This is a genomic window from Bradyrhizobium sp. WSM1743, assembly GCF_000473065.1.
Taxonomy (GTDB): domain Bacteria; phylum Pseudomonadota; class Alphaproteobacteria; order Rhizobiales; family Xanthobacteraceae; genus Bradyrhizobium.
On the sequence record NZ_AXAZ01000036.1, the window covers coordinates 41,522 to 54,447 of the forward strand.

14 protein-coding genes are annotated in these 12,926 nt (G+C 62.8%); 11 read left to right on the forward strand and 3 right to left on the reverse strand.

Annotated elements, in window-relative coordinates; all coding sequences use genetic code 11:
• Positions 1-67: 67 nt before the first annotated feature.
• Positions 68-397, reverse strand: a complete 330-nt coding sequence (locus tag YU9_RS46025) for a hypothetical protein (RefSeq protein WP_245266466.1) — start codon at positions 395-397, stop codon at positions 68-70.
• 117 nt (positions 398-514) lie between these two features.
• Entirely contained in the window at positions 515-898 is a 384-nt protein-coding gene (locus YU9_RS0121290) for a calcium-binding protein (protein ID WP_027574619.1), read from the reverse strand.
• 343 nt (positions 899-1,241) lie between these two features.
• Here YU9_RS0121290 and YU9_RS0121295 point away from each other — a divergent pair, with 343 nt between their 5' ends.
• The 5 genes from YU9_RS0121295 (at position 1,242) to YU9_RS0121315 (ending at position 6,123) form a co-directional block, all read left to right on the forward strand.
• Positions 1,242-2,906 (forward strand): methanol/ethanol family PQQ-dependent dehydrogenase, encoded by a 1,665-nt coding sequence (locus tag YU9_RS0121295; RefSeq protein ID WP_027574620.1) that lies wholly within the window; start codon positions 1,242-1,244, stop codon positions 2,904-2,906.
• A 10-nt stretch (positions 2,907-2,916) separates the two neighbouring features.
• Entirely contained in the window at positions 2,917-3,273 is a 357-nt protein-coding gene (locus YU9_RS0121300) for a cytochrome c (protein ID WP_027574621.1), read from the forward strand.
• Complete coding sequence (locus YU9_RS0121305; protein WP_027574622.1) at positions 3,270-4,199, forward strand: ABC transporter substrate-binding protein; 930 nt, start codon at positions 3,270-3,272, stop codon at positions 4,197-4,199. The genes YU9_RS0121300 and YU9_RS0121305 overlap by 4 nt, the downstream gene beginning before the upstream one ends.
• A gap of 289 nt (positions 4,200-4,488) precedes the next feature.
• Entirely contained in the window at positions 4,489-5,478 is a 990-nt protein-coding gene (locus tag YU9_RS0121310; RefSeq protein ID WP_027574623.1) for a tripartite tricarboxylate transporter substrate binding protein, read from the forward strand.
• A 219-nt stretch (positions 5,479-5,697) separates the two neighbouring features.
• Complete coding sequence (locus YU9_RS0121315) at positions 5,698-6,123, forward strand: hypothetical protein (protein WP_027574624.1); 426 nt, start codon at positions 5,698-5,700, stop codon at positions 6,121-6,123.
• A gap of 52 nt (positions 6,124-6,175) precedes the next feature.
• Here the strand turns inward: YU9_RS0121315 and YU9_RS0121320 are convergent, their stop codons facing one another.
• Positions 6,176-7,144 (reverse strand): helix-turn-helix domain-containing protein, encoded by a 969-nt coding sequence (locus tag YU9_RS0121320; protein WP_027574625.1) that lies wholly within the window; start codon positions 7,142-7,144, stop codon positions 6,176-6,178.
• Positions 7,145-7,335: 191 nt separating this feature from the next.
• On the opposite strand from YU9_RS0121320, the gene YU9_RS47985 reads away from it, so the two are divergent.
• From YU9_RS47985 to YU9_RS0121345, 6 genes are all read left to right on the forward strand, one after another.
• Positions 7,336-7,614, forward strand: a complete 279-nt coding sequence (locus YU9_RS47985) for a hypothetical protein (protein ID WP_156952027.1) — start codon at positions 7,336-7,338, stop codon at positions 7,612-7,614.
• A 44-nt stretch (positions 7,615-7,658) separates the two neighbouring features.
• Positions 7,659-9,464: a lanthanide-dependent methanol dehydrogenase XoxF5 gene (gene xoxF5, locus YU9_RS0121325; RefSeq protein WP_027574626.1), complete on the forward strand. Its 1,806-nt coding sequence runs from the start codon at positions 7,659-7,661 to the stop codon at positions 9,462-9,464.
• Positions 9,465-9,575: 111 nt separating this feature from the next.
• On the forward strand, positions 9,576-10,067 hold the full coding sequence (locus YU9_RS0121330) for a c-type cytochrome, methanol metabolism-related (RefSeq protein ID WP_027574627.1): 492 nt from the start codon (positions 9,576-9,578) through the stop codon (positions 10,065-10,067).
• Positions 10,068-10,128: 61 nt separating this feature from the next.
• Positions 10,129-11,238 carry an S-(hydroxymethyl)glutathione dehydrogenase/class III alcohol dehydrogenase gene (locus tag YU9_RS0121335; RefSeq protein WP_027574628.1) on the forward strand — a complete coding sequence of 370 codons (1,110 nt, stop codon included), beginning with the start codon at positions 10,129-10,131 and terminating at the stop codon, positions 11,236-11,238.
• A gap of 33 nt (positions 11,239-11,271) precedes the next feature.
• On the forward strand, positions 11,272-11,835 hold the full coding sequence (gene gfa / locus YU9_RS0121340; RefSeq protein WP_027574629.1) for an S-(hydroxymethyl)glutathione synthase: 564 nt from the start codon (positions 11,272-11,274) through the stop codon (positions 11,833-11,835).
• 638 nt (positions 11,836-12,473) lie between these two features.
• Positions 12,474-12,926 carry a (2Fe-2S)-binding protein gene (locus tag YU9_RS0121345; protein ID WP_027574630.1) on the forward strand — a complete coding sequence of 151 codons (453 nt, stop codon included), beginning with the start codon at positions 12,474-12,476 and terminating at the stop codon, positions 12,924-12,926.

Sequence of the window (12,926 nt, forward strand, 5' to 3'; positions counted from 1 at the left end):
GGTCAAAGACGACCTGCGAGACATCACCTTGTGCAACGCATCGCGCGTCGAATCGACAACGGCGCCGTCAGCAGCCCTTGTCGGCCATTTCGGCGCTTGGCTTGGCGCCTTCGGCGCGCTGAGCCGCCGTCGGCTCACTCTGCATTTGCCGCTGCGCATCCTCGGACGAAGCCGGCGTTTCACCGCTTGCACGATTCATCGTGCTGGTCGGCGGATGCTGGCTGGTCTCACCCGCTGAACTGGACGAGTGCGATTGCGCGGAGCCCACGGTAACCGGACCAGAACCAGCATCCTTGTCGGTGCTAGCACTGCCGGTGTTGCACGGGCCGGCAATGGCGACGCCGGCGCTCAACGTCAGGATCGCGCAGGCAGCAAGAACTGAACGTTTTGTGTTCATGTGCATCTCCTCTTTTCCTGCAGCGCTGCCCCGGCGCCAAGCAGGTCGCGAGGAGAACAGGCCGGGCAGCCCGAGGTTCCGGCCTTGTGGAATTACATTCTCAGCCAGACGCGCTATTTACCGCAACAATCGCAGCAGGGCCCGGCCGGCGCGCGAGTTCAGCTCCTTCGCATCCAGCGTTCCGTCCTTGTCGGGATTCGCTGCGTTGAAGCGCTGCTCGACCACGGCCAGATATTCGTCGAGCGTAAGGGTCCCGTCGCGGTCGGGATCGGCGGCAGCGAGTTCTTTCGCGGTCAACCGCCCACGCAATTCGCGCGCATCAAGCGTGCCATCATGATCGGGATCGAGCTTTGCGAACAATGCGGCGGCCGCCTTCTTCACCTCGGCAAGATCGAGCGTGCCGTTGTCGAACAATTTGACAGCATTGCCGGAGGCCGACCACGCCGGACCGGCGGACAATGCAATCGTAAGCGCAAGGGCAATTGAGCGACGCGAAATCATCAAGACCTCCCTGGCCAAGAACCCCGGATCGGCGGGGACAGAGACGACATAAATCCACAAGCGGACCTCGGTTCAAGCCCGGAATTGCAAGTTGCGCGCGCCACAACGCCGGGAAAACCCGGCCGTTCGCTCGGCGATCTCCGCCCGAGACAGCTTCGTGCCGCGGAATTTTCTCAGCGTCTCCGCACAAGTGAGAGTTGCTTGCGTCAGGTTTCCGTAAGGTGACCGGCACCAGCGTCCAACGATATCGGCGCGGCACTTACGACTTTCGTATTGACGCGTTTTGCTTTCCGGCGGAGTGTTGCAGTCGCAGCGTCAAAGGCGCGCATATTGGGAGGAACGGATGAAACGCTTTGCGATGGCCGCAGGCCTCGTCATGCTTGCGTCAACCTGTGCAAATGCACAAACCAGCGAGCAGCTGGTCAAGGGGGCGACCGACACGTCGAACGTTCTCAATTATGGAATGGGCTACAATCTCCAGCGCTTCTCGACGCTGAACCGGATCAACAAGGATACCGTCAAGAACCTCGTCCCGGTCTGGAACTACTCCTTTAACGACGATCGCAGCGAGGAATCGCAGCCGCTGGTGTACCAGGGCGTGATCTACGTGACCTCGCACAACGCGACCATGGCGGTCGACGCCAAGACCGGCAAGCAGATCTGGAAGACCAAGGTCGAGTACCCCGCCGAGACCCCGCGCATCGTCTGCTGCGGCATCATCAACCGCGGCGCGGCGCTCTACGACGGCAAGGTGTTCCGCACCACGCTCGACGCCCACGTGATCGCGCTCGACGCCAAGAACGGCAAGGAGCTGTGGCGGCAGAAGGCGGCCGACATCAAGGAAGGCTACTCGATGACCGTCGCCCCACTGGTTGCCGATGGCGTCGTCATCACCGGAATCTCCGGTGCCGAATTCGGCACAAGGGGCTTCATCGACGGCTGGGATCCGGCGACGGGCAAGCACCTCTGGCGCACCCACTCGATCCCTTCACCGGATGAGCCCGGCGGCGACACCTGGAAGGGCGATACCTGGAAGCTCGGTGGCGGTTCGACCTGGATCACGGGTTCTTATGACCCCGAGCTGAACACGGTGTATTGGGGCATCGGCAATCCCGGCCCGTTCAATTCGGCGGTGCGCCCCGGCGACAACCTCTACACCTGCTCCGTGCTGGCGATGGATCCCAAGACCGGCAAGATCAAGTGGCATTACCAGTTCTCGCCGAACAATCCGTTCGACTATGACGCCGTGGCCGAAATGGTCCTCGCCGACATGAATATCGAGGGCAAGCCGACCAAGGTGCTGATGGATGCCAACCGCAACGGCTTCTTCTACGTGCTCGACCGCACCAACGGGAAGCTGCTCGCGGCCAATCCTTACGTGAAGGTCAACTGGGCGACCGGGATCGACATGAAGACCGGACGTCCGATCGAGACCGACGTTTCCAAGGACGCGCGCGAGGGCAAGAAGGTCACGGTCTATCCGTCCATCCTCGGCGGCAAGAATTGGGAGCCGATGTCGTTCAACCCGCAGACCGGCCTTGCCTATGCCAACACGCTCGCCTTCGGCGGCAGGTACAAGACCGAGCCCGTCACCTTCAAGCAGGGTGAATGGTATCTCGGCATGGACCTGACCGATCTCTGGGAGTACGGCGACGGCCCGCGCGGACATCTGAAGGCAATCGATCCCCTGACCGGCAAGGCGAAGTGGGAGGCACCGGTCGACATTCCGCGCTTCTCCGGCGTGCTGTCGACCGCAGGCGGCGTCGTGTTCACGGGCGCGCTGACCGGCGAGTTCGAGGCGTTCGACGCCGACACCGGCAAGAAGCTCTGGCAGTTCCAGACCGGGTCCGGCATCGAGGGACAGCCGGTGACCTGGCAGCAGGACGGCGTGCAGTACGTCGCAGTGACCAGCGGCTATGGCGGGGTCTACTCGCTGTTCTCCGGCGACGAGCGGTTGGCTCAGGTGCCGCCCGGCGGCTCGCTGTGGGTCTTTGCGGTCAAGCAGTAACCACGGCACGATGCTGAGAGAAGTATCACACAGGACGGTGGCGAGCCTCGCCACCGCCGCGGTGCTGACGGTCGCGCTTGCGGCGACCGTTCGCGCCGCGGATGACGCAACCGGCAACCCGCTGCAGGCGCAGATCGACCACGGCAAGTCGACCTATGCCGAGAAATGCTCACACTGCCACGGTCCCAACCTGATGAACTCCGGCACCATCACGCCGGACCTGCGCGTCTTCCCGGACGACAAGACGCGCTTCGTCACCACGGTCAAGAACGGCAAGAACAACAAGATGCCGCCCTGGGGCGACATCCTCAGCGACGACCAGATCGGCGATCTCTGGGCCTTCATCTCCAGCCGGAGGAAGCCATGAGGGGCCGGCGCGTTGCCTGGAGTGTTGCGGCCTTTCTTTCCACGATGACGTCGGTCGCTCTTGCTGCCGACGATCCCCTGAAGATCTGTCTCGACGAGGACCGGCCGCCGCTCTCGATGCACCACCGCGGCAAGCCGGATGCCGGCTTCGACGTGCTGCTGGCGCAGGCGATCGCCGAGCGGCTCGGACGGCCGCTGGCGATCCAGTGGTTCGAGAGCAAGCTGGACGAGGATTCGAGCCCGCAGCTCGAAGCCAACGCGCTGCTCTCGGATGGGCGCTGCTCGCTCGTCGGCGGCTACGCACTGACGCAGGATTCGCTCGTCGTGCCCGGGCTGAAGACGGCGCGCTTGCCGGATTTCGCCGGGGCCACCCGCGATGATCGTCGGCGCCGCGTCCCGCTGGGCGTGCTCGCGCCGAGCCAGCCTTACGTCTATTCGCCGATGACTGTGGTGCTGGGGCCGAAGGCCCGCGGCCGCAAGATCGGCGACATCGGCGATCTTACTGGGCTTCGTCTCGTCATCGAAAGCGGGTCGCTCGGCGACGCCATCCTGATGACCTTCGACAAGGGACGCCTGATCGACAGCATCACCCACCTTGTCCCGGGCCGCGACGATCTCCTGGGCGCGCTGCAGCGCGGCGACCATGACGCGACGCTGATCGATCTTGCCCGCTTCGACGCCCATCGCGCCGCGCACCCCGACACGGCGATCACGGCGTCCGGCTACTACTACCCGATCGGAGCCAATCGCGGCTATGTCGGGCTCGCCAGTGATGGCGCGCTGATCGGGGCGGTCAACAAGGCGCTGACCGAGCTCGCCGCTGAGGGCAAGATCGCCGAGTTCGGCAAGCAGGCCGGCCTCACCTATCTGCCGCCGCGCGAGCCGGCGATTTTGGGAGACGTCTGGACGAAGATCATTCAGCGGTGAGACGGACTGAGTGCCTCACATCACCGCTGTCATGCCCCGGCTTGCCCGGGGCATCCAGTACGCCGCGGCCCATCGAGTGAACCACAACTGTCTCGGAGTACTGGATCGCTCGGTCAAAGCCGGGCGATGACAGCAAGTGGGTGGTACGGCCATCGCTTCACCCACACGAACGTCCCGGTGATAACCGAATAGGCACCGCGCAAGCCAATCGAATGCGCCAATCTGTCTCGCCTGCAGCCCATGGCAGCGACGGCCTGATGCAGTAGGTTCGGCAATCCGGGAGAGAATCATGTCCGCCAAACTCGATCGCCGCCACTTCGTCGCCGCCGGCACCGCTGCACTCGCGATGCCTTTCGCCGTGCGCAACGCATCGGCGCAAACCACGTGGCCGTCGCGGCAGATCCGCATGATCTGCAGCTATCCGGCCGGCGGTCAGACCGACCTGCTCGCGCGCGCCTATGGCGAATTCATCTCCAAGCAGATCGGCAAGACCGTCGTCATCGAGAACAAGCCCGGCGCTTCCGGCGCGATCGGCACGGCGGAGGTCGCCCGCGCCGAGCCCGACGGCCACACCATCCTGTGCTCGATCTCGACCACCTACATCATGAACCGGGTCGTGATGAAGAATCCCGGCTATGACATGGACAAGGATCTGACGCTCGTCAGCGTCATTCCGGGCGCGGGCCTGTTGCTGGTGGCGAACCCGAGAACCGGGGTCAAGACGCTGGAGGATTTCGTCGCCTTTGCGCGCAAGAGCGGCAAGGTGAACTTCGGCACCTACAGCGCGGGCTCGGCCCCGCACATGACGATCAACGAGCTCAACAAGCAGTATGGCCTCAACATCGAGCCGGTGCACTATCGCGGCGAGGCGCCGATGTGGACGGGAATGCTGGAAGGCACGCTCGATGCCGCGATGGGCAGCTACACGGCCGCACAGTCGGTCCTGCAAAGCGACCGCGGCACCGTGTTCGCCGTGCATTCGAAGAAGGTCGATGCAATTCCGACCATCAAGACTCTTCCGGAACAGGGCGCGACCTCAAAATTCTTCACCGTGAGCGGATTCACCGGCTGGGCAGTGCCGAAGGCGACGCCACAGCCGGTGGTCGATCGCCTCGCCGAGCTCTGCGTCGCCGCCAACAACGATCCGAAGGTGAAGGAGGTTCTCGCGACATTCGTGCTCGAACCCGCCATCGGCTTCAAGGAAACCAATGCGCTGTATCAGCGCGAGCTGCCGATCTGGATCGAGAGCGCGCAGGCGCTCGGCCTCGAGCCAGCCTGAGCCATGGCTGGCGCGCCGGTTGCTCGCTTCCCGGCCCGGAGACCGGCCAAAGCCTAAGGCGCGATGAGATTTGGATGAATCGTCATCGCGCCTTAGGTCTTTGTTTGAGCATGATCTTTTCGGAGAACCGCTTCACACTTTTTCGGATCATGCTCTAGTGTCGGAAGTGCGTTTTCCCGCTATGATTGTGCGCCTCTGCGGACAAGAAGAGCCGATCGTATGACACCGGATGCAGTCGCCGTCGCCGTTATGATTATCCTGCTTTTTCCGATGGGCTATTTCACGCTGGCATCGCCCGCCTTCCTGCTGGTGAGGCTAGATATCCAGCCCGTCGCCCAGTTGCTGCGCGGAATGTTCAATGCTCATTTCCTGGTGATGCGCGTTGCCGCCGTCATTGGAACGGTGGCTCTCCTCCTCGACGGTCGCCTGCTTGCCGCGCTGGGCGTCGGCATGATCGCGGCCCTGGCGATCTGGGGACGCCGCTGGTTCATGCAAAGGGTCGACGACCAGCTCAGCGCGCGGGACGCCGGCGATGCCGACGCCCCACGTCGGTTGCGCCGGCTGCATTGGAGCGGAATGCTGGGGAACGCGGTGCTGCTCGTCGCTCTCGTGGCCGGCATTCCCTATATCGCTATGCCGGCGTGAAATATCGCCGACGTCGCGCGAGCGCTCGCCTGGAGCATTCGCTCGAAAACGCCTAATGCTCGCCCGAGCTGGCCGTGCCGTGCTGTGCCTTGTGGATCGAGGACGGCACCACGCCGAAATATTTTCGGAACACCCGGCTGAAATGCGATGAGCTGGAGAAGCCCCAGGAGAAGGCGACGTCGGTGATGGTCTTGCCGGCGTGGGCCTCGAGCTCCTGGCGGCAGTTCTGCAACCGCGCCTGCCAGATGTAGTCGCTCACCGTAGTGCCGCGCTCCGAAAACAGCATGTGCAGATAGCGCTTGGAGCAGCCGAGCTCGGCCGAGATCTGGTCGATGCACAGATCCGGATCGCGCAAGTGCTCGCGGATGAAGAACTGCGCACGCACATACATCGCTTCGGGCCCGACACGATCGAACATCGTGTCGGCTTCGCGCAGCGGCAGCAGCAACAGGTCGATCAGCGAATCGGCGACACCGACCGCACTGTTCGCCGACAGCTTTGCGGCCTCGTCGAAGGTGGCATGGACGAAATCGTGGGCGATCCGCCCGGTACCGGTCTTCGCGGTCAATTTGCAGGCAGGCATCCGCTGCGACGGGAATCCGCGGTCGCGCAGCAGCGCCTTCGGCACGATCACCACGTCGTGACGGGTGAAGGCGGGGCTGATGATCGAATGCGGGCAGGAGACGTCATAGGCGATGATGTCGCCGGGGTTGAGTTCGATATGGCGGCCTTCCTGCTCGAAATAGGACACGCCGTAGGTCTGGAAGTGGATCTTTATGTAGGGGTGTTCATTGGCCTTGGCGCGCGCCATCGTGTGTGCGATGCGATGCTGGCTGACCTCGATCTGGCAGAGCTTGAGACGCGAGACCGTGGTGTAATCGATGCGACCTTCGAGCGAGGACGCCTCCAGCGGATCGACGTCGAAATACCCGCACAGGCTCGTCAGTCCTTCGATCCAGCTCTGGATCTGCCGCTTCGGCGTCATTCCGGTCGTCGAGAGCGTGTGAATGGTGTCGGGCATTAATCCAGCCACTGATTTGATCCGGAGATTCGGCGCGAATCGCAACCAGCGCTGCCGGAGCCCTCAGCCATGATTGCGTGACGTTTACCTCGAATTTGAGCGGTCTCTTGCAACGAGCGCCATCGTTCCATTGCCACCCTTGAAACTTAATCCTCCGCCTTAGTTGCAGCGCCGTCAAGGGGAACCTGAGCGTGGAAGGCGGCCTCAAAGGCACACCGAAGCCGCTGAATTCGCTACTGCAAAATCAAAATCTTCGCCTCCGTGCGCTGTCGAGCAAACCGGCTTCTCTCTTGGGCAAGTTTCCCGATGACAAAGTCGTTAGGGATTGCGGCAGGAACAACAAGAACGGGCCGCTCCCGCGCGTGGACCCGTGGCTCTCATCAGGAGGAGGAAACAGCACAGCATCGTTTCTGGTCCCAATCGTGACCGCCCTGCACGAGCAGACGCCGGACGAGAAGCCCGGCGATTGAGCAATGCTTCGGAAACAATAAACGAGACCAACGGAGGAATAACTATGCGCAAGGTGCTACTGGCGACCTATCTCGGCTCCGCGGCGGCTCTCGCCGTCGGCAGCGCTTCAGCCAATGACGAGCTGATCAAGATGTCGCAGAACCCGAAGGACTGGGTGATGCCGGCGGGTGACTATGCCAACACCCGCTATTCCAAGCTGAACCAGATCAACGCTCAGAACGTCGGCAAGCTCCAGGTCGCCTGGACCTTCTCGACCGGCGTGCTGCGCGGCCATGAAGGCGGCCCGCTGATCATCGGCAATGTCATGTACGTCCACACGCCGTTCCCGAACAAGGTCTACGCTCTTGACCTTTCCAACGAGAACAAAATCATCTGGAAGTACGAGCCGAAGCAGGATCCGAACGTCATTCCGGTGATGTGCTGCGACACGGTGAACCGCGGCCTGTCCTACGGTGACGGCAAGATCATCCTGCACCAGGCCGACACCAACCTCGTCGCGCTCGACGCCAAGACTGGTCAGGTGGCCTGGACGGCGACCAACGGCAATCCGGCCAAGGGCGAGACCGGCACGTCGGCCGCGCTGGTCGTCAAGGACAAGGTCCTGGTCGGCATCTCCGGCGGTGAATTCGGCGTGCAGTGCCACGTCACCGCGTACGACCTCAAGAGCGGCAAGCAGGTCTGGCGCGCCTATTCCGAAGGTCCGGATGATCAGATCAAGTTCGATCCGGCCAAGACGATGTCGCTCGGCAAGCCGGTCGGAGCCGACTCCAGCTTGAAGACCTGGCAGGGCGATCAGTGGAAGATCGGCGGCGGCTGCACCTGGGGCTGGATCTCCTACGATCCCGCTCTGAACATGGTCTATTACGGCTCAGGCAACCCCTCGACCTGGAATCCGAAGCAGCGTCCGGGTGACAACAAATGGTCGATGACCATCTTCGCGCGGGACGCGGACACCGGAATGGCCAAGTGGGTCTACCAGATGACGCCGCACGACGAGTGGGACTATGACGGCGTCAACGAGATGATCCTCACGGATCAGCAGATCAACGGCCAGCCGCGCAAGCTCCTGACCCATTTCGACCGCAACGGCCTCGCCTACACCATGGACCGCGAGAACGGTGAACTGCTGGTCGCCGAGAAATACGATCCGAAGGTGAACTGGACCTCCGGCGTCGACATGAACAAGAGCTCTCCGACCTATGGCCGCCCGAAGGTGCTCGACGCAGCTTCGACGGACAAGGCGGGCGAGGACGTCAACGTGAAGGGTATCTGCCCGGCCGCGCTCGGCACCAAGGACGAGCAGCCGGCAGCCTACTCGCCGGACACGCAGCTGTTCTACGTTCCGACCAACCACGTCTGCATGGACTACGAACCGTTCAAGGTGAGCTACACCGCGGGCCAGCCCTATGTGGGCGCGACGCTCTCGATGTATCCGCCGCAGGGTGAAAGCCACATGGGCAACTTCATCGCCTGGGACGGCAAGACCGGCAAGATCGTCTGGTCGAACAAGGAACAGTTCTCGGTCTGGTCGGGTGCGCTCGCAACCGCCGGCGGCGTGGTGTTCTACGGCACGCTCGAAGGCTACCTGAAGGCGGTCGATGCCAAGTCCGGCAAGGAGCTCTACAAGTTCAAGACTCCCTCCGGCATCATCGGCAACGTCACCACCTATGAGAACAACGGCAAGCAGTACGTTGCCGTGCTCTCCGGCGTGGGTGGCTGGGCCGGCATTGGTCTGGCGGCGGGTCTGACCGATCCGACCGCAGGTCTCGGCGCCGTCGGCGGCTACGCGGCCCTCAGCAACTACACGGCGCTCGGCGGTACGCTGACCGTGTTCTCGCTGCCGAACTAGGCCCATCAGCATCGCTCCGGCGCGTGGAATCACCTCCACGCGCCGGCTCGTCTCCACCGAACGCCTTCGAGGAAGAATCTCTTGCGTAAAATCTGCTCTGTCATTGCTGTGATGATCTTCGTTGCGTCCGGAGGAGTTGCGGTCGCGGAAGGTCCGGGCGACCCGACCGCGGTAAAGAAGGAAGACGACGGAAAGTGGCTCGATAAGGAGGGAAATCCCACCTACAAGATTTCAGCCGACGGCACCGTGGACTGGTTCACCTATTCCGGATACCGCCGCTATCACTCAGACTGTCATGTGTGCCACGGCCCCGACGGCATGGGCTCCACCTACGCGCCGGCGCTGAAGGATTCCGTCAAGTCGATGAGCTATGGCGACTTTATCGGCGTGATCGCCTCCGGTCGCAAGAACATCTCGACTGCACAGGAGAACGTCATGCCGGCCTTCGGCGACAATCCGAACGTCGCCTGCTACATGGACGATCTGTACGTCTATCTGCGCGCCCGCTCCACCGAAGCATGGGGCCGGCAGCGTCCCTCCAAGAAGGAGGAGAAACCGGAGGCCTACACCAAGGCGGAAGACGCCTGCATGGGAAAGAAATGAACGCGACAAGGACTGCCGAGACTATCTCTTGGCGCCCTGCGAGAATCTGAGGAGTTCTACGATGAAGACACGTGCCGCCGTTGCTTTCGAAGCCAAGAAGCCGCTCGAGATCGTCGAGGTCGATCTGGAAGGCCCGAAGGCCGGCGAAGTCCTGGTCGAGATCAAGGCGACGGGCATCTGCCATACCGACGCCTACACGCTCGACGGCTTCGACAGCGAGGGAATTTTTCCATCGATCCTGGGACATGAGGGAGCGGGCATCATCCGCGAGATCGGCCCGGGCGTGACCTCGGTGAAACCGGGCGATCACGTCATCCCGCTCTACACGCCGGAATGCCGGCAGTGCAAAAGCTGCCTCAGCCAGAAGACCAATCTCTGCACCGCGATCCGCGCGACGCAGGGCAAGGGCGTGATGCCTGACGGCACCAGCCGCTTCTCCTACAAGGGCAAGCCGATCTACCACTACATGGGCTGCTCGACCTTCTCGAACTTCACGGTGCTGCCCGAGATCGCGGTGGCCAAGATCCGCGAGGACGCGCCGTTCGACAAGAGCTGCTACATCGGCTGCGGCGTCACCACCGGTGTCGGTGCCGTCGTCAACACCGCCAAGGTCACGCCGGGCTCCAACGTGGTCGTGTTCGGCCTCGGTGGCATCGGCCTCAACGTCATCCAGGGCGCCAAGATGGCCGGAGCCGACAAGATCATCGGCGTCGACATCAACGACTCCAAGGAGGAATGGGGTCGCAGGTTCGGCATGACCGACTTCGTCAACCCGAAGAAGATCACCGGCGACATCGTTCAGCACCTCGTCGGCCTCACCGACGGCGGCGCCGACTACACCTTCGACTGCACCGGCAACACCACCGTGATGCGCCAGGCGCTGGAAGCCTGCCATCGCGGCTGGGGCACCTCGATCATCATCGGCGTCGCCGAAGCCGGCAAGGAGATCGCCACTCGCCCGTTCCAGCTCGTCACAGGGCGCAACTGGCGCGGCACCGCTTTCGGCGGCGCGCGCGGGCGCACCGACGTGCCGAAGATCGTCGACTGGTACATGAACGGAAAGATCCAGATCGATCCGATGATCACCCACGTGCTCAAGCTCGAAGAGATCAACAAGGGTTTTGACCTCATGCACGAGGGCAAATCCATCCGTTCAGTCGTCGTGTTCTAGCTCGAAAGCCATCACACCAAGGAGGATCGACCCATGACTGTTGCACTCCATCCCTCGATCGACAACGGCATCAAGCAAGGCAGCGGCAGCTTTGCCGGCGGCACGCTGGTCTGCAAATGCAAGGACCATCCGGTCAAGGTCGGCATCAAGGGCGACGTCGCCCACAATCACGCCTGTGGCTGCACCAAGTGCTGGAAACCGCAGGGCGCGATCTTCTCCGTCGTCGCCGTGGTCCCGCGCCAGAACGTCACCGTGCTCGAGAACGGCGACAAGCTTCAGATCGTCGACCCCTCCGCGGTGATCCAGCGCCACGCCTGCAAGGCCTGCGGCACGCACATGTACGGCCGGATCGAGAACAAGAACCATCCGTTCTATGGCCTCGATTTCATCCATCCCGAACTGTTCCAGGAGCAGGGCTCGCAGGCGCCGCAATTCGCCGCCTTCGTCTCCTCGGTGATCGAATCGGGCGTGAAGCCCGAGCAGATGGCCGGCATCCGTTCGCGGCTCAAGGAGATCGGGCTCGAGCCCTATGACTGCCTGTCGCCGGCGCTGATGGACGCGATCGCGACCCACGTGGCGAAAGCCAAAGCCGCCTAGGTAGGCCGCCTGAGCTGGCTGGGCCGCCGAGCCTTGGCCAGACCTTCTTCGGCTCGCTGGCGCCTATCGCCGCCAGCGAGCCGCACAGGTCCCCGCTCCGGGATCACCGCGGCGATACCGCCGCTTCTGCGCCACGCATATGTGAGGGCCATCAGCTCCTCAGTCCTGGTCTCTGAATGACTGCGCAGGACCGCCCGCTTCCGGCTCGAAGCTCGCGGTGCTTGCGTTCTCCCTCCCTCGACTGAGGCATCCTGCTTCGTCCGTTCGGTCTTGCTGGCGGACGAAGCTTTTTTTCGTTGTGCCCATTTCACAATTAGGCGGCGGGATGACACGCCCTGCTTTTGACAAACCATCGATACAATCTCTTCCCGGTGAGAACACTCGGCTGTGAACGCCGAACCGGGGCGATCTCTGTTACGGTCGCTTCGTCACGATGCCGCGCGAAAATACAATCAATGAAGAACAAAACGGGGGGAGGTATCGAGCACATCCAGACATCGCCATTGGCGTTCCTGCCCCCTTTCGGGATTTGCCCGCGCGGGATGACGGCGGGATGTGGCGAGACGACGCGAGGACCGTCGCCGACCGGCGGCGGACGACTTTGAATTCGGCATGCTTATGAAGAGCGAGGGACGATCATGATCAAGGTGAAGATCAACGGCCAGGAACAGAGCTGGGACGGCGACCCGGATCTCCCGCTACTCTGGTTCCTACGTGACGAGGCCGGACTGACCGGCACCAAATACGGCTGCGGCCAGGCCCTGTGCGGTGCCTGCACCGTCATCGTCGACAAGGAAGCGGTTCGCGCCTGCATCACGTCGGTCAACGACGTCGCCGGACGCGAGGTCACCACGATCGAGGGACTGCATCCGAACGGCGATCATCCGGTGCAGAAGGCTTGGCGCCAGGTCAACGTGCCCCAATGCGGCTTCTGCCAGGCCGGCCAGATCATGCAGGCCGCAGCACTTCTGATGGACAACCCAAAACCCTCGCATGACCAGATCCGGGAGGCGATGTCCGGCAACATCTGCCGCTGCGGCTGCTACCAGCGCATCGAGAACGCCATCCATCTCGCATCGACGGGGGTGTGA

Bases quoted from the DNA above. Each gene is read 5' to 3' on its own strand.
- YU9_RS46025 (WP_245266466.1), bottom strand. From the start codon at position 397: ATGAACACAAAACGTTCAGTTCTTGCTGCCTGCGCGATCCTGACGTTG.
- YU9_RS0121290 (WP_027574619.1), bottom strand. From the start codon at position 898: ATGATTTCGCGTCGCTCAATTGCCCTTGCGCTTACGATTGCATTGTCC.
- YU9_RS0121295 (WP_027574620.1), top strand. From the start codon at position 1,242: ATGAAACGCTTTGCGATGGCCGCAGGCCTCGTCATGCTTGCGTCAACC.
- YU9_RS0121300 (WP_027574621.1), top strand. From the start codon at position 2,917: ATGCTGAGAGAAGTATCACACAGGACGGTGGCGAGCCTCGCCACCGCC.
- YU9_RS0121305 (WP_027574622.1), top strand. From the start codon at position 3,270: ATGAGGGGCCGGCGCGTTGCCTGGAGTGTTGCGGCCTTTCTTTCCACG.
- YU9_RS0121310 (WP_027574623.1), top strand. From the start codon at position 4,489: ATGTCCGCCAAACTCGATCGCCGCCACTTCGTCGCCGCCGGCACCGCT.
- YU9_RS0121315 (WP_027574624.1), top strand. From the start codon at position 5,698: ATGACACCGGATGCAGTCGCCGTCGCCGTTATGATTATCCTGCTTTTT.
- YU9_RS0121320 (WP_027574625.1), bottom strand. From the start codon at position 7,144: ATGCCCGACACCATTCACACGCTCTCGACGACCGGAATGACGCCGAAG.
- xoxF5 (WP_027574626.1), top strand. From the start codon at position 7,659: ATGCGCAAGGTGCTACTGGCGACCTATCTCGGCTCCGCGGCGGCTCTC.
- YU9_RS0121330 (WP_027574627.1), top strand. From the start codon at position 9,576: ATGATCTTCGTTGCGTCCGGAGGAGTTGCGGTCGCGGAAGGTCCGGGC.
- YU9_RS0121335 (WP_027574628.1), top strand. From the start codon at position 10,129: ATGAAGACACGTGCCGCCGTTGCTTTCGAAGCCAAGAAGCCGCTCGAG.
- gfa (WP_027574629.1), top strand. From the start codon at position 11,272: ATGACTGTTGCACTCCATCCCTCGATCGACAACGGCATCAAGCAAGGC.
- YU9_RS0121345 (WP_027574630.1), top strand. From the start codon at position 12,474: ATGATCAAGGTGAAGATCAACGGCCAGGAACAGAGCTGGGACGGCGAC.